This is a genomic window from Microbulbifer mixtoriginis (SeqCode), from assembly GCF_052466715.1.
Map to the genome: position 1 here is coordinate 208,560 of NZ_CP174288.1, position 26,796 is coordinate 235,355.

20 protein-coding genes are annotated in these 26,796 nt (G+C 53.4%); 10 read left to right on the top strand and 10 right to left on the bottom strand.

Annotated elements, in window-relative coordinates:
• The 4 genes from ACJJH9_RS01195 to ACJJH9_RS01210 all read right to left on the bottom strand — a co-directional run bounded on the left by ACJJH9_RS01195 (position 1) and on the right by ACJJH9_RS01210 (position 4,994).
• Positions 1-1,002: an isocitrate lyase/PEP mutase family protein gene (locus ACJJH9_RS01195; protein ID WP_444924012.1), complete on the bottom strand. Its 1,002-nt coding sequence runs from the start codon at positions 1,000-1,002 to the stop codon at positions 1-3.
• 129 nt (positions 1,003-1,131) lie between these two features.
• Positions 1,132-2,832, bottom strand: coding sequence for a thiamine pyrophosphate-binding protein (locus ACJJH9_RS01200; RefSeq protein ID WP_444924013.1), 1,701 nt, complete (start codon positions 2,830-2,832; stop codon positions 1,132-1,134).
• A 199-nt stretch (positions 2,833-3,031) separates the two neighbouring features.
• The gene (locus ACJJH9_RS01205) at positions 3,032-4,306 is read right to left on the bottom strand and encodes an inorganic phosphate transporter (protein WP_444924014.1); all 1,275 of its coding nucleotides are present in this window, start codon (positions 4,304-4,306) and stop codon (positions 3,032-3,034) included.
• Positions 4,307-4,316: 10 nt separating this feature from the next.
• Positions 4,317-4,994 (bottom strand): TIGR00153 family protein, encoded by a 678-nt coding sequence (locus ACJJH9_RS01210; RefSeq protein ID WP_444887384.1) that lies wholly within the window; start codon positions 4,992-4,994, stop codon positions 4,317-4,319.
• Between the two features lie 144 nt (positions 4,995-5,138).
• On the opposite strand from ACJJH9_RS01210, the gene tfpB reads away from it, so the two are divergent.
• The 4 genes from tfpB (at position 5,139) to ACJJH9_RS01230 (ending at position 12,519) form a co-directional block, all read left to right on the top strand.
• Positions 5,139-6,914 (top strand): type IV pilus assembly ATPase TfpB, encoded by a 1,776-nt coding sequence (tfpB, locus tag ACJJH9_RS01215; RefSeq protein ID WP_444924015.1) that lies wholly within the window; start codon positions 5,139-5,141, stop codon positions 6,912-6,914.
• A gap of 99 nt (positions 6,915-7,013) precedes the next feature.
• On the top strand, positions 7,014-9,857 hold the full coding sequence (glnE, locus tag ACJJH9_RS01220; protein ID WP_444924016.1) for a bifunctional [glutamate--ammonia ligase]-adenylyl-L-tyrosine phosphorylase/[glutamate--ammonia-ligase] adenylyltransferase: 2,844 nt from the start codon (positions 7,014-7,016) through the stop codon (positions 9,855-9,857).
• Positions 9,858-9,916: 59 nt separating this feature from the next.
• The gene (locus tag ACJJH9_RS01225) at positions 9,917-10,879 is read left to right on the top strand and encodes a branched-chain amino acid transaminase (protein WP_444899651.1); all 963 of its coding nucleotides are present in this window, start codon (positions 9,917-9,919) and stop codon (positions 10,877-10,879) included.
• Positions 10,880-11,145: 266 nt separating this feature from the next.
• Positions 11,146-12,519: an O-antigen ligase family protein gene (locus ACJJH9_RS01230; RefSeq protein ID WP_444924017.1), complete on the top strand. Its 1,374-nt coding sequence runs from the start codon at positions 11,146-11,148 to the stop codon at positions 12,517-12,519.
• A gap of 44 nt (positions 12,520-12,563) precedes the next feature.
• Here ACJJH9_RS01230 and ACJJH9_RS01235 read toward each other — a convergent pair whose 3' ends face one another.
• A complete protein-coding gene (locus ACJJH9_RS01235) occupies positions 12,564-13,895 on the bottom strand; it encodes a UDP-glucose dehydrogenase family protein (protein WP_444924018.1) in 1,332 nt (443 codons plus the stop codon).
• A 177-nt stretch (positions 13,896-14,072) separates the two neighbouring features.
• On the opposite strand from ACJJH9_RS01235, the gene ACJJH9_RS01240 reads away from it, so the two are divergent.
• Positions 14,073-14,963: an ELM1/GtrOC1 family putative glycosyltransferase gene (locus tag ACJJH9_RS01240; protein ID WP_444924019.1), complete on the top strand. Its 891-nt coding sequence runs from the start codon at positions 14,073-14,075 to the stop codon at positions 14,961-14,963.
• Here the strand turns inward: ACJJH9_RS01240 and ACJJH9_RS01245 are convergent.
• Positions 14,960-15,625, bottom strand: a complete 666-nt coding sequence (locus ACJJH9_RS01245) for a YrbL family protein (RefSeq protein WP_444924020.1) — start codon at positions 15,623-15,625, stop codon at positions 14,960-14,962. The two genes, ACJJH9_RS01240 and ACJJH9_RS01245, sit on opposite strands and share 4 nt — an antisense overlap.
• Positions 15,622-16,740, bottom strand: a complete 1,119-nt coding sequence (locus ACJJH9_RS01250; RefSeq protein ID WP_444925197.1) for a glycosyltransferase family 4 protein — start codon at positions 16,738-16,740, stop codon at positions 15,622-15,624. Before ACJJH9_RS01250 ends, ACJJH9_RS01245 begins: the two co-directional genes overlap by 4 nt.
• A 174-nt stretch (positions 16,741-16,914) precedes the next feature.
• On the opposite strand from ACJJH9_RS01250, the gene waaA reads away from it, so the two are divergent.
• Entirely contained in the window at positions 16,915-18,213 is a 1,299-nt protein-coding gene (waaA, locus tag ACJJH9_RS01255; protein WP_444924021.1) for a lipid IV(A) 3-deoxy-D-manno-octulosonic acid transferase, read from the top strand.
• Between the two features lie 49 nt (positions 18,214-18,262).
• On the opposite strand, the gene ACJJH9_RS01260 is transcribed toward waaA, so the two are convergent.
• Entirely contained in the window at positions 18,263-19,789 is a 1,527-nt protein-coding gene (locus ACJJH9_RS01260; RefSeq protein ID WP_444924022.1) for a TolC family outer membrane protein, read from the bottom strand.
• A 355-nt stretch (positions 19,790-20,144) separates the two neighbouring features.
• Between ACJJH9_RS01260 and ACJJH9_RS01265 the strand changes: the two genes are divergently transcribed.
• From ACJJH9_RS01265 to ACJJH9_RS01280, 4 genes are read left to right on the top strand one after another with little or no spacing between them, the layout of a single operon-like run.
• A complete protein-coding gene (locus tag ACJJH9_RS01265) occupies positions 20,145-20,795 on the top strand; it encodes a paraquat-inducible protein A (protein ID WP_444924023.1) in 651 nt (216 codons plus the stop codon).
• On the top strand, positions 20,792-21,472 hold the full coding sequence (locus ACJJH9_RS01270; RefSeq protein ID WP_444924024.1) for a paraquat-inducible protein A: 681 nt from the start codon (positions 20,792-20,794) through the stop codon (positions 21,470-21,472). Before ACJJH9_RS01265 ends, ACJJH9_RS01270 begins: the two co-directional genes overlap by 4 nt.
• The gene (locus ACJJH9_RS01275; RefSeq protein WP_444882965.1) at positions 21,465-23,849 is read left to right on the top strand and encodes a PqiB family protein; all 2,385 of its coding nucleotides are present in this window, start codon (positions 21,465-21,467) and stop codon (positions 23,847-23,849) included. The genes ACJJH9_RS01270 and ACJJH9_RS01275 overlap by 8 nt, the downstream gene beginning before the upstream one ends.
• A 21-nt stretch (positions 23,850-23,870) precedes the next feature.
• A complete protein-coding gene (locus ACJJH9_RS01280) occupies positions 23,871-24,419 on the top strand; it encodes a DUF4136 domain-containing protein (protein WP_444924025.1) in 549 nt (182 codons plus the stop codon).
• A gap of 170 nt (positions 24,420-24,589) precedes the next feature.
• On the opposite strand, the gene ACJJH9_RS01285 is transcribed toward ACJJH9_RS01280, so the two are convergent.
• Both ACJJH9_RS01285 and ACJJH9_RS01290 read right to left on the bottom strand, forming a co-directional pair.
• Positions 24,590-25,645, bottom strand: coding sequence for a glycosyltransferase (locus ACJJH9_RS01285; protein ID WP_444924026.1), 1,056 nt, complete (start codon positions 25,643-25,645; stop codon positions 24,590-24,592).
• Positions 25,646-25,683: 38 nt separating this feature from the next.
• Positions 25,684-26,724 carry a glycosyltransferase family protein gene (locus ACJJH9_RS01290; protein WP_444887373.1) on the bottom strand — a complete coding sequence of 347 codons (1,041 nt, stop codon included), beginning with the start codon at positions 26,722-26,724 and terminating at the stop codon, positions 25,684-25,686.
• Between the last annotated feature and the right edge of the window lie 72 nt (positions 26,725-26,796).

The window sequence follows — 26,796 nt, forward strand, 5'->3', positions numbered from 1 at the left end:
TTACTTGGTGAAGTATTGATTCCAGTATTGAGTTTGGTCTCTACCGATCATTTTTCCAAAACGGTCAAACCACTGATCGAGAGAGGCGCTTGGCAATGCATCTAAGGCATTTTCCCCTCGACAAATCGCACTGTAATATTTGACCAGATTATCATTTGAGGCCAGCAAGGCTCCCAGTGGATAAATGGCCATGTCAAACCCCATTTCATGAACTTGCTTTGGAGATTGATAGGGCGTGTCAGGGCTGCCTTCGACAATATTAGCCAGCACTAAAGAAGAAGTATCTTTCAACTCGCTGGCGATACTTCTTAGTTCTTGTTCATTTTCAGGGGCTTCAACAAATAAAATATCTGCCCCTGCCTCACTAAAAGCTTTTGCTTTGCTGATTGCTGATTTGGTTCCCTCAACGCCGACGGCATCGGTACGGGCAACAACTAGTAAGTCATCTTGTTCTTTCGCGTAAGCGATGGCTGGGTTTAGTCTGTATTTGATCATCTCCTCAGTAGAAATGATTTCTTTGCCCTTGCCCAAGGGGCCTGCCATATGGCCACAACTTTTGTTAATTCCAAATTGGTCTTCAATTTGTACGAATTGCGCGCCAAGTTTATGCATCTGGCGAACTGCCAAAATTACTGAAGAGGGTTCATTGCCATATCCAGTGTCGATATCTACTCCGATAGGGAAAGCTGGCCTTCCATTTTGAAGGCTTGCACACCAAGTTGCGGTTTCAACTATATGAGTTTGGTGCTCCATATCTCCACGTAATATATACCCCATATCGGCAAAGCCGAGATCTGCAGCACATAAAAAGCCAGAGCAGTAATAAATAAAGCCTCCAATAAAATCTGGAATTTCTCCTCTATCCTCTAGTGTGTAGATCAGTTCGTGCAGAATTCTGGCTTGACTACCATTGCCTACTCCGACAGCCAAAATCAAGCGATCATCACGGTTCTTAACCATTTGCTTGATTGATACGCGGCCAGCTTTAAATTCAGGGTTCATAGGATGGTTCCCAAAAGAATATGTTTGAGAGGTTTGTCAAATCTTCATCTTGAGGAAGTGTAGATGATTATTTGTCCTATGCTTTGCTGCTAATTTCGGTAACTTCACAGCAAGTTTTTGCAAAAACTCTTATAAGCTTCTGTTCGCTCGGCTATTGTTGCGTGCAACTTGGTTTCCCCAGCGCAGCAGGTTTACATTGCAGTCGTCGCGGTCGATGAGCACCTCAATCAGGCACAAACCATTGCGTTTCTTGGCCTCTGCAATGGCCTGATCTAGCTCTCCCTCGGTGCCGACCTTACACCCCCAAGCATCGCCTTCCCCGGCACTGAATGTCTCCACCAACTGGGCATATTTCCAGTTTTTTATAGTGTTGTAGGGGCCATCGTGTATCTCCACCTCAATGGTGTAGCCACCATTGTTGATCAGGAAAATAATCGGGTTAACCCCATAGCGAATCATGGTAGAGATTTCCTGGGCAGTGAGCTGGAAGGAGCCGTCGCCAATGCAGGAGATCAGGCGCCCTTTGCTCATTCCGAGGGCGTAGCCGAGGCTGGCTCCCACAGACCAGCCGATGCTTCCATATTGCATCTGAATCTCAAACTGTGCTCCCTCGGGCAATGAAAGCTCCATACCGTTAAACCAGGAATCTCCGGTCTCCACCAATAGGGTGCTTTTGCGGTCGAGGAGTTTTTGGATACGTGCGAACAATTGCTTGCTGCTGAGCGGTGTGTCGGGTTTACCGGGCTTGGGAATGTGTCTGGGACTGCTGACCCTGTGGTAGGCTTTTAGGGCCCCATCGTTTGTCCTCAGTTGCCCGACAAGGGCATCCAGCAGGTCTCTCATATGTACATTGCTGTAACAGGTCTCACCCAACTGAACGGATGTGGGGTGAACGAGGACAGCCTTTTCACTTTGAAAGCACAGTTGGTGTCCCGTCGTCGTATAGTCGGTGAATAGTGGGCCAGCAAATAGTAATGCATCCGCAGTATCTACGATCTCACTACAGCCTGGAGTACTTACCGGACCCCAGTAGATCCCCATAAAACTCCCTAGGCTTTCAGGAAGTAGGCCTTTGGCATCAGACATAGAGGCGAGCCCGTACTTGCAGCTGTGTGCCAGATCACACAGGGCTTTTTGTGCACTGGCTGCGCGCACCCTACTACCGGCGATTAAAACCGGGCGCTCGGCGGCATTAAAAAAATCGGCGATATGCTCCACGGCAGCGGCCAGAGAGTCGGGGTCGCTGGTAGGCCGCCGGGCAAAGCCACGGGGTATGGGGGCCGAGGTGGGAGCGTTGGCGACGTTGGCTGCGATCTCTATATACACCGGCTTGCGCCGCAACATAGCGGTATCGAGAGCGCGATCAATGGCGGCAGGTGCCAGTCTGGGGTGATGGATAATTACGGTTTCGGCGGTGACGTAGGAGTACATCTCCCGCTGATAGCTGTAATTCACTTCGCCCAAGGTGTGGTGCAGGTACTCCCACTCGGCTTCCGAGTTGGTATTTGGCCCCCCGGAAATAGCAATTAGCGGGAGATCCTCGGCATAGGCCCCGGCGACTGCATTGATCATGCTGAGCCCGCCGACAGAAAATGTCACCACAGCGGCGGCGGGTCCCTGGGTTGCCCGAGCGTAGCCGTCAGCGGCATAACCCGCATTTAATTCATTGCAGCAGCTGATCATCTGCAGCTCAGGTTCCTGTAACAGCTGATCGAGTAATACCAGATTGTAATCGCCGGGCAGGGCAAAATAGTGGCCGATCCCCACATCCTTCAAGCGCTGTGCGAGATAGGTGCCAACGGTCCAATGCTTTGTGTCATGTGTATTCATGTGGTGATATTCACTTCAGCCAGTGATAGCCACTAGGCAGGTAGGGCGACTGTTAGATCTGGGACAGTTTAGTTCAGTTTCTCAGGGGGCGATGAGGGGGGCTGCTGTTTGGGTCCTTGCACCGGGATAATTAAGAGTAAGTGGAAATAAAAAAGGGAAGCTGAGCTTCCCTTTTTTGACGGACAGTGCGTGACTGCAATTAGCCAAACAATCCCTTGAAGAAGTAGAAGAACAGGATCGCAATACCGGCGCCAGCGGGCAGGGTAACCACCCAGGAAGCGGCGATGGTGGTAATCATGCGCAGGTTCAGCGCACCGATACCGCGGGCCAGGCCAACACCCAGTACCGCGCCCACCAGAGTATGGGTGGTGGAGATGGGCAGGCCGGTGCCGGAGGCCATTACCACGGTAGCAGCGGCGCCGAGTTCTGCAGCAAAGCCGCGGCTGGGCGTTAGCTCGGTAATTTTACGGCCAATAGTCGCCATTACTTTAAAGCCATAGGTGGCGAGGCCCACCACAATACCCAGGCCCCCAAGTAACAGAATCCATGAAGGCATAGTTGCCTTGGCGGTTACCGCACCCATTTGGATGGTGTTGACTACCGCCGCCAGTGGACCAACGGCATTGGCCACGTCGTTGGAACCATGGGCGAAGGCCATGGCACAGGCGGTGAAAATCATCAGGATCGCGAAGACACGCTCCACATTGGCAAAGCGGTTCTCTGCTTCGATGGAGGTGTCACGCTTAATACGCTTGAGCATGGTGACGCCAACGCCTGCGACCAACAGACCCACAATCGCGGCAATCCCGGCGTCCTGCAGGAAACTGAGCTTGATATCTGCGTCTTTGAGAACGTGCTTCAGGCCCTTGGTCAGGGTCACCATGGCAATCATCCAGCCCACGGCGAACATATAAAAAGGGATGTAGCGCTTGGCGTTGGCAAATGGATCCTCGGTATCGAGGATCAGGCGTTGCACGCTGCGGAATAGCAGGAAGGAAATAGTACCTGCCAGCAGAGGGGAGACTACCCAGCTCGCTACAATGCTACCCACCTTGCCCCAGGCCACCGCATCGGGGGAGATACCCACTGCGGAGAAACCGACAATAGCGCCGACAATGGAGTGGGTGGTGGATACCGGCCAGCCGAGGATACTGGCCACCAGTAGCCAGGTGCCGGCGGCGAGCAGGGCGGACAACATGCCGTAGACGAGCAGCTCGGGCTGTGAGGCAAAGATATCAGAATCGATAATGCCTTTGCGGATCGTGGCGGTTACCTCACCACCGGCTAAATAGGCGCCTGCAAACTCGAAAATCATGGCGATGACAATCGCCTGTTTGATAGTCAGTGCTCGCGAGCCGACTGAAGTGCCCATGGCGTTGGCGACATCGTTGGCACCAACACCCCAGGCCATAAAAAAGCCCGCGACACAGGCCAATATCAACAGAATATGGCCATATTGACTAAGAATTTCCACGTTGAACCCCCTAACGTGCCAACAACAACTGCAAACGGTTACCCACGCTGTGGGCGCGATCGGCCAGTTCGCCGATCCATTCAATTACCCGGTAGAGGAACATCACATCCACCGGTGGTAGGTCTTTTTCAATAGTGAACAGCGAGGCGCGAATTTCGACTTCCAATTTATCCGACTTACGCTCCAGTTCATCCAGCTCTTCGGTCATACGCTTGGCGATGGTCACCTCGCGCCCGGCAAAGCCGCTCTCCAGCAACTCATCCAGTTCATTGATCGCGCGCAGGGCCTGGGCGGAAGTGGCCACGGCGCTCTCTACAAAAGTGGTCATCAGAGACTGCAGACTCTCAGGGACCTGCATTTTTCTACCGACCGCCAGCCCGGCAATATCCTGCGCTGTGTTGGCCACTTCGTCTTGGGCGTGCAGCAGCTCCAGCAGGTCGGAGCGGGAGACAGGCATAAACAGGCTGTCTGGCAGGTGCAGACGCAGGTCTCTCTTGATGTCATCGGCGCGATTCTCTGCTGCAGAGATACGCAATTGAATCTGCTCCGCTTCTTTCAGGTCGCCTTTGATGAGGGCGTCGAAGAAGGGGATCAGGTCGGCTGAAGCCTCGTGGGCCGTAGCCATATGCTTCTCGATCGGCTTGATCGGTGAGCGGCCAAACAAATTGGCAATATTCGACAGGGCCATGGTTAGCTCCATTGCTCAGGGTGCGAAACGGCGGCATGGTACCCCAATCGGAGCCACTTCGGTATTAGTGCGTTAACGATGCACTGTCGGCTTCGATTGATAGGGCTACAATGCGTCGTCATATGAGAATAAGGGGGCATGCCGATGACAGAGAGTAGAGCGGCGGACAGGTTGCTGGATTTGCGTGGATTACTGGAGGACCTCGTTGCCCAGGGCTACGTGAGCAGGCTGGATGCGAACCGTATTGTGGGTACTCCGCGCACTGCGGAGCAGGCACAGATGCATCCGCTCAGCTATATCGCCAGCTGCGATCTGGCCAGCCAGAAGAGCCCAGGCACTTTACTGGGCGACGAGCTACTCAGTGCCTGGCTGGCGGAGTGTGCAGACCACCCCCTCTATCATATCGACCCGCTCAAAGTGAATGTGAACGCGGTAACCGAGGTAATGAGTTTCCAGTTCGCCAAGCGCCACCAGATTTTGTGTGTCGAGGCTGGTGCAGAAGAGTTAACCGTTGCCACGGCCCAGCCTTTCACCCACGGTTGGGAGGAGCAGCTGGAACATACCAGTGGGCGTCGGGTGCGGCGGGTGGTGGCTGACCCTGCAGATATCAAGCGTTACTGTGTGGAGTTTTACTCCCTGGCGAATTCCATTTCCGGCGCCAGTGGACTGCAGGGTACCTCTGCGGCGAATAATTTTGAGCAGCTGCTGGAGTTGGGCAGCCTTAAAGACCCGGAGGCCAATGACCAGCATATCGTCAATATTGTCGACTGGTTGTTACAGCACGCTTTCGATCAGCGCGCCAGTGATATTCACATCGAGCCGCGGCGTCAGGTGGGGCGTATTCGTTTTCGTATCGATGGGGTGCTTCATCCGATCCATGAACTGCCCGATCAGGTCAATGCAGCGGTAACCAGTCGCCTAAAAATCCTTGGGCGTATGAATGTGGCGGAGAAGCGCAAACCCCAGGACGGCCGCATAAAAACCAAGCGGCCCGATGGCAGTGAGGTGGAACTGCGCCTCTCCACTCTGCCTACCGCCTTTGGCGAGAAGCTGGTGATGCGTATTTTCGATCCCGAGGTACTGGCGCGCTCCTACAGTGATCTGGGGCTCTCCGGCACTGATTTGGCCCGCTGGCAGACGATGCTGGCGCGGCCCAACGGCATTGTGCTGGTTACGGGTCCTACCGGCTCGGGTAAGACCACTACCCTATATACCGGCCTCAAGCAGCTCGCCACCAGTGCAGTGAATGTCTCCACCGTGGAAGATCCTATCGAGATGGTGGAGGAGAGTTTTAATCAGACTCAGGTCCACCATTCTATCGGCTTCGATTTTGCCGCGGGTATCCGTACTCTGATGCGCCAGGACCCGGATATCATCATGGTGGGGGAGATTCGCGATCTGGAAACCGCGCAGATGGCGGTACAGGCAGCGCTCACCGGCCACTTGGTAATCTCCACTCTACACACCAACGATGCTCCCACGGCGGTTACTCGTCTGTTGGATTTGGGATTGCCTCACTACCTGCTTAAGTCCACCATCCTCGGTGTTATGGCCCAGCGCCTGGTGCGGACTCTCTGTCCTTCGTGCAAACGTGAAGACACTATCAATGAGGCGGATTGGCATTCCCTGGTTCGCCCATGGAAAGCGCCTCTACCCGAAAAAGTGTATGCCCCCGAGGGCTGCCTTGAATGTCGTAACACTGGTTACAAGGGCCGCCAGGGGATCTATGAAATCCTACCGTTTAGCGAAGCGGTGCAGACCATTGTCACCCCCGATTGCGACCTACAACAGCTGCGTCGCCAGGCTATGCGTGAGGGTATGAACAGTCTGCGTCTGTCGGGGGCCAAGAAAGTGGCCGCTGGCCTGACTACGGTGGCGGAAGTATTGCGTGTGGCACCGCCGCCGGATATCGCTTTTTAATTGGGCCCAACTTTCCCAAGGTAGTTTGAGTTTAAAAATTGTGGGGCGGGAGTGCTGCCCCTGCAGAATTCCACATTTGGAAATAAGGATCGATTTCCCATGATTGATAGCGCCATCTGCCCCGAACCCCTGCGCCCGCAACTGCAGAGTCAGTGGCGAGACTGGCGCGAGGCGGCGGGCCCGGCATTGGCGGCTGAGGCAGAGGCGTTGCTACAAGATGAAGCGCTTAGGTTGGCACTGGCACGTAGTTTTATCGGTTCTGAATTCTTTTATCGACAGTGCTGCCGCCAACCGTATTTCCTTTTGGAACTACTGCGACAGGATGATCTGGGCCTGCAATTGCCTTGCTTTGATAGCGATGAAACTTTAGATCTGGCCCTGCGGCAGATGCGTAATCGAGCAACCGCCGAGGTTATTTTCCGCGATTTTGCCGGTCAGTGGGATATCCCCAAAGCCTGTCTGCGTCTCAGCGAGCTGGCAGAGCTCGCTATTAGCACGGCTTTGCAGTGGCACCACCGCCAGCTGGCACAGCGTTATGGTGAGCCCCGGGATAAAAGTGGGAGGGCTCAGTCTTTGGTGGTGCTGGGTATGGGTAAGCTGGGCGCGCGCGAGCTAAATCTCTCCTCGGATATCGATCTGATCTTCGCCTATCCCGACCCTGGGCATACCGATGGCGATCAATGTGTGGAAAACCAGAAGTTTTTCCAGCGTTTGGGCCAGCGTCTGATTAAATCCCTGGATGCCATCACGGCGGAGGGCTTCGTGTTTCGCGTGGATATGCGCTTGCGCCCTTACGGTGACAGCGGTCCATTGGTGAGCCATTTTGCCGCTCTGGAAGATTATTATCAGACCCAGGGGCGCGAGTGGGAGCGTTACGCCATGGTCAAGGCGCGTCCGGTGGCCGGCGATCAAAGCGTTGCCGCCGAGTTGATGGAGCTGTTGCGGCCATTCACTTACCGTCGCTATATTGATTTCAGTGCTATTGATGCCTTGCGCGAGATGAAAGCGCTGATTCAGCGACAGGTACGCGCCCGTGGGTTGATTGACAATATCAAGCTGGGGCGTGGAGGTATTCGCGAACTGGAGTTTATCGTGCAGGCTTTCCAGTTGATCCGCGGTGGACGTGTGCCGGCGTTGCGAGAGCGCAATTTGTTAACAATCCTGCCTTTGCTGGAAGCTGACGGCCATGTGGAACCTGGTGTCGCCGATGAGTTGGGCAACTGCTACCTGCTGCTGCGTCGGGTGGAGCACGCCTTGCAGGCTTATAAAGACCAGCAGACCCAAGCGCTGCCGCAGGACCCAGCAGAACGCGAGCGGCTCGCATTCGCCCTCGGTCGCGACAACTGGGATCAGTTGTCCAGGGAATTGGCTGCCGTTCGCAATGTGGTGGAGCGAGAGTTCGACACGGTTATTGCACCGCCGGAGGAGATTGCCGAGCCCCATGTGGCGGAAGAGTGGCAGGGATTGTGGAGTAGCTGTGGCGATGAGAGTAGTGAAGAGATCAATCTGCAGACCCTGGAGAATGCAGGTTTCAGTCCGGCGCCGGAGGCTCTGGAGTTACTGCGGGATCTCAATCACTCTCCAATGGTAGTGGCACTGCCAGCATCTTCGCGTGAGCGCCTGGATCACTTTATGCCCTTGTTGCTGGCCGCAGCCAGTTTGCAGGAAAGACCATTGTTGGTGCTCGGTCGGGTACTCCCCCTGGTGCGCTCAGTGTTGCGCCGCAGCGCTTACCTGGTGCTTATCAATGAGAACCCCCCAGTACTCAGCCAGCTGGTACAACTGTGCAGTGCCAGCCCACGAATCGCCGAGCAGCTGGCGCGTCACCCCATCCTGTTGGATGAACTACTGGATTCTCGCCGCCTGCTGGCACCGGCCACGGCTGAAGATATTGCCGATGAGCTTCGCCGCGAACTGTTGCGTGTCGATCCAGCAGATCTGGAGCTGCAGATGGAAACACTGCGCTATTTCAAGCAGAGCCAGAGTCTGCGTATTGCCGCTCAAGAGGTCAGCGGGGCATTACCGCTGATGAAGGTAAGCGACTCTCTCACCTGGCTGGCGGAAGGCATATTGCAGCAGTCACTCAGCCTAGCCTGGGCGCAAATGGTGGATAAATATGGACAGCCGGCCGGCGCCACAGCTGAAGATATGCACTTTGCCATTGTCGCCTACGGTAAACTTGGGGGGCTGGAATTATCCCACGGCTCCGATTTGGATATTGTTTTTGTGCACGATGCGGACCCCCAGCTTGCTACCGACGGCGCAACCAGTATCGACAATTTGCGCTTCTATACCCGCCTTGCGCAGCGCCTGATTCATATCCTGCAAACCCGTACCCTGAGCGGACCGCTGTATGAGGTGGATACCCGTTTGCGCCCTTCGGGCAATTCGGGCCTGTTGGTCACCTCTATGAAAGCCTTTGAAAAATACCAGCGCGAGAGTGCTTGGACCTGGGAGCATCAAGCGTTGGTGCGCGCCCGCCCGGTTGCGGGTAGCGAACAGCTCTGCAAGGACTTTGAGGCCCTGCGCCTGAAATTGCTTTGCGAGCCCAGAAATGAGGGGAAATTGCGCGAGGAAGTGGTTGGGATGCGCGATAAAATGCGCTCTCACCTGGATAAAAGCAATGATCAAAATTTCGACCTCAAGCACGGCCCGGGCGGTATTGTCGATATTGAATTTTTGGTTCAATATGCTGCTCTGGCCTGGGCGCAAACTGCGCCCTCGATCGTGCGATACACCGATAATATTCGCATTCTCGAAAGTCTGAATGACGCGGGCCTGATGCCGGCCAAACAGGTCGAGCATCTGATCGACGCCTACAAAGCCTACCGATCTGAAGGTCATCGCCTGGCACTACAACAACTGCCAGGGACAGTGAGCGATGACCGTTTCACAGCGGAAAGAAAGACCGTTCTAACAAACTGGCAGCAATTACTCGGTTAAAACCGGCTTGGTCCTGCTGCCCGATTAAACTGTTTTTCAGGATTAGTGGGAGTTGCCCTATGTCTTTTGCCGACCGTGATGGCGTTATCTGGTTTGACGGTGAGTTGGTTCCCTGGCGCGATGCGCGCGTGCACGTCCTAACCCATACCCTGCACTACGGCATGGGTGTTTTTGAGGGGGTGCGCGCTTATGAAACCGATCGCGGAGCCAGTATTTTTCGCCTGCAGGATCATACCCGTCGTTTATTTCGCTCAGCGAAGATCATGAATATCCCTATGCCCTATGAAGCGGATGAGCTGAATGAGGCTCAGCGTCTTGTAGTCAGGGAAAATAATCTCCAGCACGCCTATTTGCGCCCAATGGTGTTTTACGGCTCTGAGGGGATGGGGTTGCGTGCAGAGGGCCTTAGTACCCACGTAATCGTCGCCTCCTGGGAGTGGCCCAGCTATATGAGCCCAGAGGCATTGGAGCGTGGCATCAAGGTCAATACGTCCTCTTATACTCGTCACCATGTCAACATCAGCATGTGCAAGGCGAAGGCCAACGGTAATTACATCAACTCAATGCTGGCCCTGCAGGAGGCGATTCGCAACGGTTGCGAAGAGGCGTTATTGCTCGATCCAGAGGGCTATGTGGCCGAGGGCAGTGGGGAAAACTTTTTCATCGTCAGGGATGGGATTATTTATACCCCGGAGCTGACCTCCTGCCTGGATGGCATTACCCGGGATACGGTGATTGAGTTGGCGAGGGAGTGCGGTTACCGGTTGGTGGAGAAGCGTATTACACGCGATGAGGTTTATATCGCCGATGAGGCCTTTTTTACGGGTACCGCCGCAGAGGTGCTGCCTATCAGTATGCTCGATGGTCGCTCCATCGGCAGTGGTCGCCGCGGCCCAATCACCGGTCGCTTGCAGGGACTTTATTTTGATGTAGTGCATGGTCGCAGTACCGCGCACCGAGGTTGGCTGAGTGATGTAGATGACACCGGCCTTCATGACACAAGCCATATTGCTGTAGCCTAACTCACCAGATTTGGGCTAAGTTCAGATCCTCCCAATTTCAGGTGGAGGACACTTTAGAGTGCCTTCCCTGACCAGTCTCCAGGGGAAAGTAGTACCCTGCCTGTTGTTCTCGTAGAATGCTCAAGTAAATTATCCCTCTGTACTCAATAGGTGTCTGCCCATTGCAGACTTGGTGTGAATCGAAAACGTTGCATAGCGAATTCAATCTTTACCCCTGTTTAATGGGGTGTTGGTAAATAAGTCATTAAGGGCTGTGGGAGTTATTGGTGTTACCAATTAAAAACCTTGCGAAGGATTGGAAAGGCATTTTTGCTCAATTTTGGCAGCGCAATGAGCTGATCGATGTATCTACAAACTTACAAATGCTAGGAGGCGCTCTGCTGCTTTTATATGCAGCACTATTTCCTTTGGGGAGCGATTTTGCAGATACCGCTAAAACTCTATTTATTGTTCTTACTTTTTGGGTACTTTTTACCCGTGGAAGAAACTGGCTCAACTCACCAGTCGGATGGTTCTTCGCTGCTGCTTTATTAGTTCAGATGTTGTCCTGGGCTGGTATGTTAATGGCATACCCAGAATGGGCCGAGTCTTCCCCGAAATTTCACCGCCTGGGGCAGTGGTTTGTATTCGCTGCCATAGCCTGCTGGTTGGGCGGCAGTACTCGCAATACTTTAACTCTCTGGTTGACGGCACTACTTGCTCTGCTTTTGGCACCCTGGGTAGCGGGAGGGGGATTTGCTGAGTGGATAGATGGAGCTAGGGGGCAGCGAGTCGAATTTGGTTTCCATAATGCCCAGCATACCGCCATTCTTTTTGGTGTTGCACTGTTGGGCCTAGCCGTTTTCTCTCGTCGCTTATTTAGATATACAGGACTGTTTTCCATATCGAGCTTAGCCTGGGCCGTTGCTGTTGGTATATGTGCTCTGGCTGTGCTTTATTCACAGACTCGTGCGATTTGGTTTGCTTTAGCGGTATCTCTATTCACTCTCTTAATCGTTAGTGTGGTTATTGTTCTTCGCCAGCAGGGTAAGGGAGTTTGGTTGCACCTAATAGCTTGGGGGACGGTCATCGGTGTGGCCATGGTTGCCCTTTGGGTGAAAGTTGGGGATGTGGTGAGCAAGCGCCTCGGGCTCGAGAGTAACACCGTTGATGCTTTGCTTTCAGGTAATCTTGATTCGATTCCCTATTCTAGTATCGGTGTCAGGATCCATAGCTGGCATGCTGCGATGAATTGGATAGCTGAGCGCCCATTGCTTGGCTGGGGCGGTAAAGGTCGACGTCTCGTTATTCAAAATCTGCAAGGTATGCCATCGGAGTTCAAAAATACTATTGGGCACCTACACAATAGTTATCTTGATTTACTGGTGAACTATGGAGTTCTGGGCGCGTTGGTATGGGGAGTCCTCAATTGCTGGGTATTCATATTGGCTTATAAAAGCTGGCGCAGAGGTGTTTTACCTGGCGACTTCTTCTTATTTTATATCGGTTTTATGATTCTCTGGCTGATTGCGAATTGCTTTGAATCCTATCTTTTTTACTCCAGTGGCCATTTTATTTTTGGCATAGTGGTTGCTGGTATTGCTACCCATATTTTTCGCTGCAGGAGTGAATTTAGGCCTGAACCTGGCCGGAATCTCTAAGAGAGAACCTGAGGGGCTAAGCCCCTCAATGTCTTGTAGGGCACTTATACTTTCGGGCGTCCCACACAATAATAGTCCATGCCGCTCTCGGCCATGTGTTGGGGTTCATAGAGGTTACGGCCATCAAAAATAACCGGATTAGTTAACGCATTGGTAACGGCCTTAGCATCAATGGCCTTAAATTGCTGCCACTCGGTAGCGATAATCAGGGCATCTGCCCCAGATAACGCAACTTCCTTAGTGCCACAGAGTTGCATGTCTTCGCGCACACCGTATATCCGTTGGCACTCCTCCATTGCCTGAGGATCAAAGGCTTGAACCTTTGCCCCGAGCTGCCAGAGTTGTTCCATCAAGGTACGGCTGGGCGCTTCGCGCATGTCATCGGTATTGGGTTTAAAGGCAAGCCCCCACAAAGCAAAGGTTTTTCCTTTCAGGTCCTCGCCAAAATGCTCTGTGATTTTTTGTAGCAGGTAGCTTTTCTGGGTTTGGTTACGCTCCTCCACAGCATTCAAAATACCCGGGGATACCCCCATTTGAGTTGCTGTAGAAATTAATGCTTTCACATCTTTCGGAAAGCATGAACCACCATAACCGATACCTGCGTAGATAAATTGGTAGCCAATGCGGGGGTCAGAGCCAATACCCTGGCGTACCTGCTCGATGTCTGCGCCCACATTATCGGCGATTTGTGCCATCTCATTCATAAAACTGATTTTGGTGGCCAGCATGCAGTTAGCTGCGTATTTGGCCAGCTCCGCACTGCGAACATCCATGGTGATGATTTTTTCATGGTTTCGGTTAAATGGCGCATAGAGCTGACGCAGTGCATTCTCTGCGGAGGTGCTGCGAGTACCAATAATGATGCGATCTGGTCGCATGCAATCGCTCACTGCAGAGCCTTCTTTAAGGAATTCTGGGTTTGAAACGACGTCGAAAGGGATATCTTCGGCATTACGTGCAGCCAGTCGATCAGCAATGGCTTTACTCACTAAATCTGCAGTGCCCACGGGAACCGTAGACTTATTGACGATCACCTTGGTTTCGCTCATATAAATGGCGATAGATTCGGCCACTGCCAGCACATGGCTAAGGTCGGCTGAGCCGTCTTCGTCAGGAGGGGTTCCGACGGCGATAAAGATGACTTCCCCGTGCTCTACGCCCTGTGATGCATCAGTGCTGAAATTCAGCGTTCTATTTTTTAAGTTGCGCTCAATCAGCGGGGATAGGCCAGGTTCATAGATGGGGATGATCCCTTTTTTCAGATCTTCGACTTTCTTCTCATCGATATCAATGCACAAAATATTGTGGCCAACTTCAGCCAAAACTGCGGCCTGAACCAAGCCGACGTAACCGCTGCCAAATACCGTTACATTCATGAGTATCCCATTACCTGTCACTGGAGGGGCTGTGCCGCCCAAAAATATGCGCGCTAGTGTACCAGATATTGCCCCTAGGCCTTGGGGCGCAATTGGCATATCCCGTGCTCTTATATTCGCCGACAAGTGGGCAATAAGCTATGCTTGCGGCCTTTTACTGGCAGGGGTTCATTGGCTTTGCAGCTGAAGGTATGGCGTTTTCTCGATGGTAACCGGGCGCATGAGAAACAGAGTGCGGCGCTGGTTTGTGGCCTGGGTAAAAGTTTTGCTGGGCAGGTACAGAGTTTTGATATCCCTGCAGAGTTTAGCGCTTCGCGCATTTTCATGGGGCGGGCACAACAACTCGATCAGCTGCCGAAACCGGATTTCCTAATTGGAACCGGCCGCAAGAGCCGTATACCGATGTTGGCCGCGCGCTGCCGTTACGGTGGTCGCGCAGTGTCGATAAATCGTCCGCAGCTACCTTTTAGCTGGTTTGATTTTGCGATTGTGCCGGAGCACGATCGGCCACCACCTCTGGAGAACATTATCCTAAGCCAGGGTGCCTTAACGGAGCCTCTACCCGATATTGGTCCTCAGGCTGGGAAGGGGTTAATTTTGCTCGGTGGACCGAGTAAACACTATTCCTGGGATCTTCAGGCTATCCGGGCACAGATAAAGCCATTGATAAGACAACCTCTTGATTGGCAGATTTCCAATAGCCGCCGAACGCCAGGTGGTACATTGGAAGCCTTGTCCGAGGGCAAGGCCCGCTTTATAGATTGGCGCTCATGTCCTCCCGGTTGGATTCAGGAGCAGATGGCCACGACTGAGCAAATTTGGGTGAGCGAAGATAGTGTTTCCATGCTGTTTGAGTCCTTACAGAGCCGCGCGAGGGTGGGGGTAATTCGGGTTCCCGGCCGGGATAAGTCCAATAAGGTCCGAGCTGCGGTGCAGAGGTTGATCGATCAGGGGGTCGTCAGTGAACACCTGGAAGAAGTGTTAGCGCAGCCGCCTCGCCAGCCTCTGGATCAGTACCTTTTATGTGCCAGGGCACTATTGCGCCGTTGTGGACTATTGGCCAATTAGCCTTTCAGGCCGCGGGCTTCAAACTTTCGCCAGGGTATCTTCTTGTCGGAGACTTCCCATTCCACGCGCAACCACATACGTTGGATACGGCGGTGGATATAACGCCTGGCAAAGAAACTGGAAAATTTCGGTAGTGGCAGGAACGAGGCGCAGCCCAAGCCATCGATAAGGTAAATCTGCAAACGCCCGTTTTCTCGGCGTAAGACTAGGTTGTGCGCGATCAGGTTTTTGGTCAGTACACCGTACTCCAAGAGCCAGCTGGCAAACTCTTGTAGTGCAATACGCACCTCTTCATCCAGGCCGTGTTTGTTTAAATATTGGCGTAGGGTAGGTGCCGGAGTTCCGTTCTCATCTAAGATCATATCGGTCACTGCGGCGGGGCCGAGGCTGGTCTGCTGGATTCCATACCAGCGGGGTAGGTGCTGCCACAGTCCGGCGCGATCCCGTTGAAGGGCACTTTGGCTATAGCCCTCCTGCTCACGCAAGTTATCGTCAAAGCTATCCAGGCCGCGTCCACGCTTATACCAGGGGGCCCTATCTAATAGTATTTGAGTGCGCCCAGGGCGCATCACTTTGACGCACAAGTGAGGCTCCTGCGGATGCTGATAGCAAAAGCGATTGCCTCCACTGGCGAAGGGTTCACGATTGTTCAAATCTATCATGGCGCCATATTTCTCTTATTGTTGTTAAGCATAGTGCGATAGATTTCCATGGTGTGGGCGGCTTGTCGCTCTAAGGTAAAGGCTTCTGTGAGTTGGGGTCTTTCTTGAGGAGTGTCTAGTATCTCCAGGGTCTTCTTGAGGAGCATTTGCCTGTCCCCTTTATTGACCAGACCCTGTGGGAAGCAGGCCTGCAGGGATTCAGCCGGGCCGCCGATATCATAACCAATAATCGGTGTGCCTATTGCGGCGGCCTCGATAACGGTGCGACCAAATGGCTCCGGGCGTTGTGAGAGATTGAAAACCAAATCGGACTGCTTGTACCAGTAGCGAATATCAGAGCGATGCCCAACAAAGCTGACACGATCCCCTATCCCCAGATTTCGTACTTTTTCTTTTAGTTCTTCTTCGTAATGGGCTTTATTCGCTTCGCTGCCACCGAGGATTACTCCATGAATATGGGGGTCTAAGGGGGCGAGTTTAGCAATTAGCTCAATAAAATCTTCCTGACCTTTCCAGCGGGTCAAGCGTCCCGGCAATAACAACCAGCGTTTCCCTTGGAGCTGTGGAAACTCCAGACAAGTCCGCTCCACCCATTCAGCTGGGAGACAAATTTGTGGGTGAAACTCTTTGGTATCGACCCCGCGATAGACAATCTGAGGGGGCCTCTGTAGGTCATTAGGGTAGTTCTCCAGCAGGTAATCGTTTACGCACTGTGAGATAGCGATAACCTGCTCGGTTTTTGCCATGATCGCACTGTAGCGGTTGGTTGAGTAGAGCCCGTGCGCTGTGCTCAGCAGCCGGGGACGTTTGTCCACGGGCATTTTTTTCCAGGCCAGGTAAGTAAGCCAGGCGGGCACCCGGGAGCGAACGTGCAAGATATCTGCATTTAATTTCTGCAGCAGATTACGCAAAGGGCGCACTTGTAGCAGGCTGGTGAGGGACTTTTTATGGATTGGCAGGGTGATATGCTGTGAGCCTTCATGCTGTAGCTGCTCCACCATACGGCCGCCACTGGAAATGACAATGGATTCATGGCCGGCATGGACCAGTGCACGGGCAAAATCCAGGGTTCCCCGCTCAACTCCGCCCGAGTTTAAGGCGGGCAGTAGTTGCACAACTTTCAAGTGACCAGCTCCGAGTGACCAAGAAGAAAATGTTCTGCCAATGATATGATGGCCAGGTTTTGGCTTCCTGGCAGGGATCTCATTATATGCAGTGAAGCCTGAACCAGTACAGCTGGTGGTACGCCTTACCAGTATTTGTTTTCTCCCCGTGAAGCACTTTTGTCGATGCGAGTTCTGTATAACGTTATTTTTCGAGCGGCGATGCCACTTATTTTGCTGCGTCTTTGGTGGCGTGGCCGCAGCCAGCCCGAGTATCGGCTGCGCCTGGCTGAGCGCCTGGGGAAAGTGCCGAAGCGTCTTAGTTCTGCGCCTTTACTCTGGGTGCACTCAGTGTCTGTGGGGGAAACGCTGGCGGCGATACCGGTGATTACCCAGCTGGCGGCTCGCTACCCTCAGTGGCAGTGGCTGGTGACGACGAGCACCCCCACAGGTTCTGAGCGGGTGACTGAGGCGCTGCGCCCTATTCTTGGCGGCCGTTTACTGCATTACTACCTGCCTTACGACCTGCCAGAGTGTCTGACGCCATTCCTGCAGGCTTTGCGTCCGAATATGCTTGTCATTGTGGAAACTGAGTTGTGGCCGAATCTCCTGCACCTTTGCAGAAAGCGCAATATGCCGACGCTGCTGGCCAACGCGCGGCTCAGTGAGAAATCTGCGCGCGGCTATGGAAAGTTTCCAAGATTTATCCAATCGATGTTGGCAAATCTGGATAAGGTCGTCGCTCAGTATGATGTGGATGCTCAACGCTTTGTTAAGTTGGGCTTGCCAGCGCCGCGGGTGCTGGCCAGTGGCAATATCAAGTTCGATCTGGATATCGGTTTAGGATTGGTTAGTGAGGCCCAGGCCCTGGCTCACCAGTGGCGTGGGCCTGAGGGGCGCAAGGTGTGGCTGGCTGCCAGTACCCATGCCGGTGAGGATGAAATTATTCTGGATGCCTATCGGGCATTGCTAAAGACCAGTGAAAATTTACTGCTGGTGTTGGTTCCCCGGCACCCACAGCGCTTTGAAAGTGTTGCACGGCTCTGTCAGGAAAGGGGCTTCCAGGTGGTTAGGCGCAGTGAAGGGCGGGTGCCATCTGTCTGTGATCAAATACTCTTGGGGGATACGATGGGAGAGCTGCTGCGCTTCTTTGGCGCGAGTGATATGGCCTTTGTGGGTGGCAGCCTGGTTCCTGTTGGCGGACACAATATGATTGAGCCGGCAGCCTGGGGGGTCCCGGTGGTATGCGGGCCTTTCCTGCATAACTTTTCCACCGTTGCCCAATTGCTAAAGGATGCTGGCGGCATGGTGGTTGCCGAAGATGCAGCGAGCATAGCTGAACAGCTGGGTCTTTGGTTGAAAAATGATCGCCAACGTATGGCTGCAGGGCAGAATGCCAGAGTGGTGGCACAGGAAAATAGTGGCGCTTTACGACGTCTGCTGGATGAAATTGAGAGTCTGATGCCTGATTTGAAAGATCAGTGAGTGGCTCGGAGTCCACTCACTGATAGAGGTACTACTGATAAATATGCGCTTACTTAGAAGGCGCTGGTGTACCAGGAGGACTGGACTCGCCCACGCGGAATACATTGTGTGCCGGGTTCAGCATACTATCCAATTCTTGCAGATCCTTTGGTGACAACAGCCCCGCCACCAACTTGAGGTTCAGGCTGTTGATGATGTAGTCGTAGAGGGCGTTGGCATAATCCGTCTGAGACTGGAACAGGGTCCGTTGGGCCAATAACACATCGACGATATTACGTGTGCCCACCTCATAGCCGGCCTGGGTGGCATCTAGTGCACTCTTGGCGGAGACCACCGCCTGTTGCCGCGCCGCCACACGGGAAACATCGGTCACTACCGCACGGTGTAGGGTGCGGGTGGACTGGATGGTATTGCGCTCGGTCAGGTTGCGCAGATCCTGGGCCTGGAAGGACAGGTTGCGCGCCTCGCGGCGATTGGCGCTAATCAGGCCACCGGTGTAAATGGGAATATCTAAGGTAATCGAGGCGGTAGTATCGCGAAAATCTTGATCTCGTGGAAATACCGTAGATCGATTCCGCTCCCTAAAAGGTTCATCAAATAAAAATCTAGTTCTTTGATCACCTTCCGAGGTGAACTTATTGTACGAGACAGAACCTGTAAGCGTAGGCAGATGCTGGCTGGCGGCAGAGCGAGCATTGTAGCGGGCTGCCTCGGCATTTAGTCTTGCGGCTTTTAGGGTAAAGTTATTTGCCAGGGCAAAGTCGACCCAGTCGGCTCGATCTGCCGGTACTGGCGGCGCTACCTGAAAGCTCTCTATCAAAGGGGCTACCTCATCGTGATAGCCGCCGGTCAGTACCGAGAGGGCGTCAAAGGAAGAGAGTAAGTTATCCTGTTCCGTTAAGCGGCGGGCAACCGAGCTATCGAAAGCTGCTTGGGAATCATAAACGTCGGTGATTGCCGTCAGCCCCACCTCGAAACGCTGCTGGGTCTGTTCCAGCTGCTTAGCCAGAGCCTTTTCCTCAGAGACGGCCGCTTCCAGTACATCATAGGCACGCAATACATCGAAGTAGGCAGTCGCTACGCGGATCATCATATCCTGCTGGTTGGCGCTGTACTCTGCCGTAGCCTGTTCGGTTAGTTTCTTACCTTGCTGATAGCCAAACCAGGCGGGGGCATCAAATATCGCCTGGCTCAGGCTCGCATTATATGTTCTGTCGTCAAAAGTACCTGTATCCCGTTGGAGGAAATCGACCAATTCAAGATTGTTATCGTCGTTTTCATCAACAGGTTCTGAATTTCCAAATTGCCTGAACTCGTGATTTCTCGCCGCCTGGATTTGAGCATTCACCTGGGGCAACAAGGGCGCACGCAGCTGGTTTTTTGCCTCAATTCCAGCATGGTAGGCGGCGCGGTCTGCAGCGAGCTGGGGATCGTTATCCAGCGCCTGCATATAAATATCCCACAGGGTGTCGGCCTGGGCCTGCATGGCGCCGAAGCCCAGCAGGGTGGCGGCGATTAGTTTCTTCAGTGGACGCAACTGGCGGCCTTTTGGCGCTTTGCGGTTACTTCTTTTCATCTGTTTCAACTTCCTGTGGCGGGTGCGGTCTTCAAGCTTCTGTCAGTTCTCTGGAGCGGCACTCGAGTTTTGGTTCTCGGTGGGTTCCCTTGGCTCGCATGGTCCGATGTTGCTGCCAGTCTCCCCAATTAGCAGTCGCGAGAGTGTACCCGCGGCCAGTCTAAGCGTCGAGGCGACGCTTTCGGCTTTTTGGTATATCTTCGTTAAACCGACGCGAATGTGCGTTTACCGGTATCTGCCTGGCAGTATCAGGGCAGCATTGAATAGGGCAATGCCCCTACATTGCAATAGACGCGCCATGGAAGTATTTGGATGCGGCAAAAATTGTGCAGAATAAGGCAAGGACCTCTGGCACATGGATCAGCTGCGCATCAAAAAGCCAATACCTTGGCAGCGTGCCTGCCACGAGTGCGACCTGTTATTGACCGGCAGTGTGGCACCGCCCGGTCAAAAGCTGGTTTGTCCCCGGTGTCGCTGCACGTTGCACCGCAATAGCAATCACAGTGTCTATTACACTATTGCCCTGAGTCTCACCGGGCTGTTGTTATTTATTCCCTCTGCCAGCCTGCCATTACTCAAATTCTCAATTTTCTCTTTTGGTGCCGATAATACCCTATTGAACGGGGTTCACTCTCTCTACAAAGCAGGATTTATCTGGCTGGCGTCTCTGGTTTTATTTTGCAGCGTGCTGGCGCCCCTGGGCAAATTTCTGTTGTTGTTATTTATTTGTTGTGGCAGTGCCTGGAGGCTTTTGGATCGAGCGGTTGCCTTTGCCGTACGCTGGTATCAACACATCAAAGAGTGGGGCATGCTGGATGTCTATATGCTGGGTATTCTGGTGGCATTAATTAAATTGAGAGACCTGGGCAAAATGGATGTGGAGCCGGGACTCTACTGCTTTGGTGCCATGATGTTAGTGGCAAACCTCTCCTCTCTTAGTTTCGACCAAAATGCCATTTGGCAGCGAATTGCGCTGCGGCGTGTCCTGCGTGAGGCGGCCACATGAGTGCCCCGCAGAAAGCCCTCCAAAATGGAATGAGCAGCTGTTTGAGCTGTCATCAGCTGATTATTTTACCGGCCCGGGGAGGGCGTTGCCGCTGCCCTCGTTGTGGTGCGAGTGTTTATGGACGCATTGATGGCAGTTTGATACTTACCTGGGCACTGACAATCACCGGTGCCTTGTTGTTACTCCCAGCAAATATCCTGCCGATTATGAGTGTTGTTTACCTTGGCGCCGGTGAACCCAGCACAATTATCAGCGGTGTTATGCAACTGTATAACAGCGGTATGTGGGGCATCGCTCTCATTGTCTTTGTGGCCAGTATCGCCGTGCCGGTAATGAAACTATTGGGATTGGTACTGCTCTTGGTACAGATCCAATTGCGATTGCATTTTGTGCCCTCTCAAGCGATGAAAATATATCGAGTGGTTTCCGGAATCGGGCGTTGGTCGCTGCTGGACCTGTTTATGATTTCTATTCTGGCGGCGCTGGTGGACATGGGATTTATCGCCCGAGTGGAAGCAGGGCCGGGTAGTACCGCTTTTGCCTCGGTGGTGGTGGTCACCATGATGGCGGCGCGTTCTTTCGATCCGCGCCTAATATGGGATGCCCATGATGGCGACCTGTATGCAACCGCGGTAGAGCCGGAAACGGCTCACAGGAGTGCGGCGGAGAATGGCTGACAATACGCCAGTGGATAATGACACCATAGAACCCAGCGCCTATGAAGGACCTCAGCGGGGACAAGTGCGCCGGAGTCGCGGCCTGCCGCTTGTGTGGATATTGCCACTGGTAGCGGGTTTGATTGCCGCCTGGTTACTTTACCAGGATATGGCTGAGGGGGATGTGCACGCGAGCATCCTATTTCACTCCGGCGATGGTCTGGTGAAAGGCAAAACGGTGGTGAAATATTCCGGTGTGGATATCGGCATAGTGCAGGATGTGCGCCTGGTACCCAATGCCAAAGAATTAAATGGTGCCGACGGTGTTTTGGCTGAAGTCAGTCTTAACCGCAGTGCTGAGTACCTGTTGGTTGAAGGCACCGAGTTTTGGGTGGTGAAGCCGGAGCTCTCCATTACTGGTATCAGCGGATTGGAGACTTTGCTATCGGGTAATTACATTGCGGTGGAGTCCGGCAGTGGCAAGCGTAAGCGAGAGTTTGTCGCTCTGGATCGTCCACCGGCATTTATACGCGGCGACGGTTTACGCGTGGTACTGAAATCCCGCCGGCTCGGCTCCCTCAGCCGGGGCTCACCGGTGTACTACCGCCAGTTACGTGTGGGGCAGGTGGCCGATTACAGCCTCGATGAAAATGGTAGAGAAGTCAGCATAGAATTATTTATCCGACGCGAGTACGGCTATTTGGTGCATCGTGGCAGTCGCTTTTGGAACAGTTCCGGGATTTCGATTGAAGGAGGGATCAGCGGTATCAGTATCAACCTGGAATCTCTCGCTGCTCTTTTTGCCGGTGGTGTCAGTTTTTACACGCCAGAATCCCAGCGCCAGTCGCCACTGGCGGTCAATGGCACAGAATTTAAATTATATAAAAACTTCGCTGCCGCAGATGCGGGTATTGCTGTCACTTTAAATTTTGATCGTGGCGTTGATGTGACACCCGGTAGTACCAAGGTGTATTACCAGGGCATCAAAGTGGGTGAAGTCAGTCGCGCTAAAGCCAACAAGAGTATGAATGGAATGGAAGTACGTGTCCTGATGGACCCGGCGACCGATGACCTGCTCAGTGAAAATACTCGCTTCTGGTTGGCGCCGCCCACTTTTGATTTTAGCGGTGGCTTGAATGAATTAATTCAGGGTAACCGTATCGAGGTAGATCTGCGTCGGGGGAAGCGTTCTCAGCGCACTTTTTCCGCGCGGGCTTCGGCACCACAAATGGACCCTAGGGTCCCTGGACTGCATTTACGCCTCACTTCCCGCAACCCGGGCTCACTGCAGCGTGGTGCCCCCGTATATTTTCGCCGTATCGAAGTGGGCAAGGTACAGGGGATGGAATTGCGCAGAGATGGCGAAGGCGTAGAGGTGTATGTGGTGATTGAACCGCGCTATGCACACTTGGTTAGGCCTGGTGCCCGTTTTTGGAATATCAGCGGATTGCGTGCTAGTGCGAGCCTGAGCAGTGGCATCAAAATACAGGCGGATTCGTTGATGTCTTTGTTGCGTGGTGGTGTTGCTTTTGGCATCCGGGGTGGGGAGTACGAAAAGGGGGGACCTGCGCAAAATGGCGATCAGTTCCCTCTGTATCGCAGTCGCGAAGCGGCGATGGAAGAGGGCATTGAAATCAGTATTAATTTACCCAGCGCTGAGGGGCTTAAGGAAGGGGCTCCGCTGCGTTACAAAGGTGTGCAAATTGGCGAAATAACCCGCTTACGCCTCGGCAGGGATCTCGGTGAGGTTCAGGCACGAGCAAAGCTCTACCATCGCGGTGGCAATTTTGCCCGTGCCGGCACCCGTATCTGGGTGGTGTCCCCGCAAATTGGTATTAGTAAAGTCGCGCACCTGGACACACTGATTACCGGTCGTTACCTCGCCCTGGAGCCCGGCGGCGGGCCGCCGGAGACAGAGTTCTATGCCGAGCTTCAGGCTCCGAAGGAGGATCTTGCCGAAACTATGAGTCGACCCGGCCTGACGGTAATACTCGATGCAGCCAGGCGCGGTTCTCTGGTGGCCGGCAGCCCCGTTTATTATCGGCAGGTGCAAGTGGGGGAGGTTACTGGCTTTGAGCTGGGAGAGTGGGCGGACCGGGTATATATCTTTGTGCACATCGAGCCAGAATATCGCCCGTTGGTGCGTGAGCATACGGTTTTTTGGAACGCCAGTGGTGTGGATGTGAATTTTGGGCTGAAAAGTGGTCTTAATGTTAATACCGAGTCTGCTCAGGCTCTAATTAAAGGGGGCATTGCTTTCGCCACGCCCGAGCCGCCATTTATGGGGTTCGAAGTGGAATCCGGTAGCCACTTTCCACTCTACCCACGGGCGGAACCCAAGTGGTATAAGTGGAGCCCCAAAATAGAGCTTTATAATTATTCGGAACCGGTCAAATAAATAACAAGGTAAGGAGCATTTATGCGTTATATAACCATGGGATTAATGACTCTGCTGTTCTTGGCCGGGTGCCAGGAAATGCAAGTGGAGCGGGTGAGTACGGGGGCTCAACCGGTGACTTTTTCTACCTATAAATGGGGAGTGACGCCACTCAATGATGCGGATGCCTCAGCACAATTGGTAGAGCTAGATGAGGAAATGCGCAATACGGTGGCGGCGCAATTACAGCAGCGCGGCTATCGAGAGGTGGCCCAAGACCAGAATGCAGATATGGTCGTGGATTATCAGGTGGCTGTGGTAGATGAATTTTTTTCCGGCGATACACGAGACCCAAGCTGGGACAAGCAGTTTGATAGCAATGCACCCCAGGATGTCGTGGAGCTGCCGCCGCTCACCGATGCTCCGCTGGTGATTATGAGCGTGGGGATTGGTCGCCCCGACGGCGCGATAATTTGGGGGGGCAGAGCCAGTGAACTCCTGACTCGCCCAGACAGTATTGAGCAGCGTCAGCGTCTGATCTCACGGGGCGTGTATGAATTGTTGAGGGATTTGCCTCAGGCCTACCAGTAAACTGAAAAATTATCGGCTCTTTATAATCCCTCCAACTGACTCCTCATCGCCGGCCGTTGGCCGGCGAAACCCCCCAAATATCAGAAAACTACCAGTTACTATTTTTTACTGCCCGCACAGGCAGGGCTGCAAAAAATACTTTGAAGGCAGTCTGCAATTTTTGCTAAGGGCTAGGGGCGCCCACGTTGCATCAGGGTGTTGTAGAGCTCAATGTAGGAGTCCACGATAAACTGCTTCGAGTAGCCATTCGCATACACTTCCGCAGCATTCTCGATCAGGCTCTGGCGCAACTCTGGATTATCCAGCACGGAGCGGATGGCTTTGGCCAGGGCATCAGCATCATCGATAGGCGTGATCAGGCCGCTATGACCATCGCTGATGACTTCCCCAGGGCCTTGGGAATTGGTGGCGACAATGGGGCAGCGGTGTGCCCATGACTCCATCACAATTGAACCCAGCCCTTCGTGCCGTGACGGGCATACGAACAAATCTGCGGTGCGCATCAGGGTGGTAACGTCGTTGCGCCAACCGAGGAAGCGTACGCGTTGGTCCAGGCCGAGTTTATGGCATAGGGCTTTCAGGTTGGCCTCTTCGGGACCTGCGCCGGCGAGCCACAGGGTAGCATTGGGTATTTGCGCCAGAGAGTGCAGCAGGACATCAAAACCTTTGTTGATGTGCAGGCGGCCCGCAGCGAGGATGAGGGGCTTGTCTTCCGGCGTATCGAAACTGTTGCGTGGTAGTGGTTCTACCGGAGTTTCATCGGCAAAATTGGGGATATGAAAAATCCTCTCCCTGGGAATACCACCATCAACCATATGCTGGCAAATACCCTTGCTGATACCGATCCAATAATCCGCGTGCCGATAGTACTTCAGGTTGTAGTAATGGCCGAGCCGGCTGACCAGTAGATAGTTTTTTGAGTTGGGAGTGATAATAGTGGCACGTCCCATCCAAGTCATAACGATGTCCGGCTGCCAGTTATTCAGTGCCTCGCGATAAACTCTGCGGCCTAGAAAATCCAGTTTGCCACCAAACTTAAAACCCTCGGTTTCAACCCCATTGCTACGCAGCGCTTGTACACGGTGATCGTGGTTGCGGATAAAGGCTTTCTCATTAATCTCAGTGCGCGGGTTCAAACCGCTCACCAGGCGCACGAAAAAATTTTCCGCACCGCCGTGCTCGGCACCGGCGAGGACCTGTGCCACTCGAATTGGCTTGTTACTCATAAATCCAACGTATTCTGTGTAATTCTTCCGGTGGCCCGTTATTTCAGCGAGCCATTCAGGTTGATATCGCGGGCCCAGGCGTAGTCGTGACTAAAGGGTTGCAGGCTGGTGGCCTCAACAATGTATTGGGCGTAAAGCTTCGAGTTCATTTCGGTGTGGAAAAATTCCCGGGCTTTAGCTGCCCAAGCACGGCGCTTGGCATCGTCGCTATGGAATTCGCGGATTTTTTCCAACAGGTCCTGCTCATCAGAAAAGTAAACCACGCTCTCTGGGGGCAATAGTTCGTCGAAGTGCAGCTTGTCACTGGTGAATTGCAAAATACCATTACCGGCAAGCTGGGCCATTCGCGCAGAAGAGTACCAGTAATGGGTGTCTTGGCGATTAAAATTCAGTCCCATTTTAGTTTGCGCGAGTGCGCGATCGTAGTCTCGTCCCCATACTGGCGCTTCACCAAAGCTGCCGTAGGTTTTGAAGTTCAGTGAATCTCCCAGGGTATCCTTGAGATTTTTCACCATTTGCAAGCGCTTGGTGAAATCATTGCTGTTGCTACAAAACAGCAGATCAATAGACAGATCAGTGCGTTCGGCATTATTGAGGTTTTCGATAGAGGGTTCGACCGGGTTGGGCATATGGTAAACCCGGGCGTTAATGCCCTCAAAAATACTCAGCTCGCGACGGCCGGTAGAGACGAAGATGGCATCGGCCACTTCGGCGCGGTGTTTGATACGCTCAACATTGCTGGGCACGAACAGTGGATCGTTATTACAGTGTGCGATTAGGCAATTGGGCTGTTGTTGCTTGATCGCCTTCAGGGTGTCGTTACTGATCATGTCGCAGTGGCCGGCGATGATCAGGTCGGGCTCAAATGCTTCAACCGTTTCTAACAGGCGGCGATTGGCTTTGCTCACCCCCAGGTCGCGGATTCCGAAGGGCGCTTCGAAGGCTGCCACATCCCGGTCGCTGAACACCTGCGTATAGTGATCGTTTTTGATCAGGCCAAAAGTCAGTTTCTGCGCCCAGCTAACCCGCGTCTTACCGTAACGGCGCAGTTGCTGGTAGGCGATATTGAGCACTCTCATGGTGGTGCGGTCTCTAAAAAAATCCAGGAAGATATTACGTATGGCCGCTTGCTAGAGAGGCTGGTACGGTGG

Bases quoted from the DNA above. Each gene is read 5' to 3' on its own strand.
- ACJJH9_RS01195 (WP_444924012.1), bottom strand. From the start codon at position 1,002: ATGAACCCTGAATTTAAAGCTGGCCGCGTATCAATCAAGCAAATGGTT.
- ACJJH9_RS01200 (WP_444924013.1), bottom strand. From the start codon at position 2,832: ATGAATACACATGACACAAAGCATTGGACCGTTGGCACCTATCTCGCA.
- ACJJH9_RS01210 (WP_444887384.1), bottom strand. From the start codon at position 4,994: ATGGCCCTGTCGAATATTGCCAATTTGTTTGGCCGCTCACCGATCAAG.
- tfpB (WP_444924015.1), top strand. From the start codon at position 5,139: ATGACAGAGAGTAGAGCGGCGGACAGGTTGCTGGATTTGCGTGGATTA.
- glnE (WP_444924016.1), top strand. From the start codon at position 7,014: ATGATTGATAGCGCCATCTGCCCCGAACCCCTGCGCCCGCAACTGCAG.
- ACJJH9_RS01225 (WP_444899651.1), top strand. From the start codon at position 9,917: ATGTCTTTTGCCGACCGTGATGGCGTTATCTGGTTTGACGGTGAGTTG.
- ACJJH9_RS01235 (WP_444924018.1), bottom strand. From the start codon at position 13,895: ATGAATGTAACGGTATTTGGCAGCGGTTACGTCGGCTTGGTTCAGGCC.
- ACJJH9_RS01245 (WP_444924020.1), bottom strand. From the start codon at position 15,625: ATGATAGATTTGAACAATCGTGAACCCTTCGCCAGTGGAGGCAATCGC.
- waaA (WP_444924021.1), top strand. From the start codon at position 16,915: ATGCGAGTTCTGTATAACGTTATTTTTCGAGCGGCGATGCCACTTATT.
- ACJJH9_RS01260 (WP_444924022.1), bottom strand. From the start codon at position 19,789: ATGAAAAGAAGTAACCGCAAAGCGCCAAAAGGCCGCCAGTTGCGTCCA.
- ACJJH9_RS01265 (WP_444924023.1), top strand. From the start codon at position 20,145: ATGGATCAGCTGCGCATCAAAAAGCCAATACCTTGGCAGCGTGCCTGC.
- ACJJH9_RS01270 (WP_444924024.1), top strand. From the start codon at position 20,792: ATGAGTGCCCCGCAGAAAGCCCTCCAAAATGGAATGAGCAGCTGTTTG.
- ACJJH9_RS01275 (WP_444882965.1), top strand. From the start codon at position 21,465: ATGGCTGACAATACGCCAGTGGATAATGACACCATAGAACCCAGCGCC.
- ACJJH9_RS01280 (WP_444924025.1), top strand. From the start codon at position 23,871: ATGCGTTATATAACCATGGGATTAATGACTCTGCTGTTCTTGGCCGGG.
- ACJJH9_RS01285 (WP_444924026.1), bottom strand. From the start codon at position 25,645: ATGAGTAACAAGCCAATTCGAGTGGCACAGGTCCTCGCCGGTGCCGAG.
- ACJJH9_RS01290 (WP_444887373.1), bottom strand. From the start codon at position 26,724: ATGAGAGTGCTCAATATCGCCTACCAGCAACTGCGCCGTTACGGTAAG.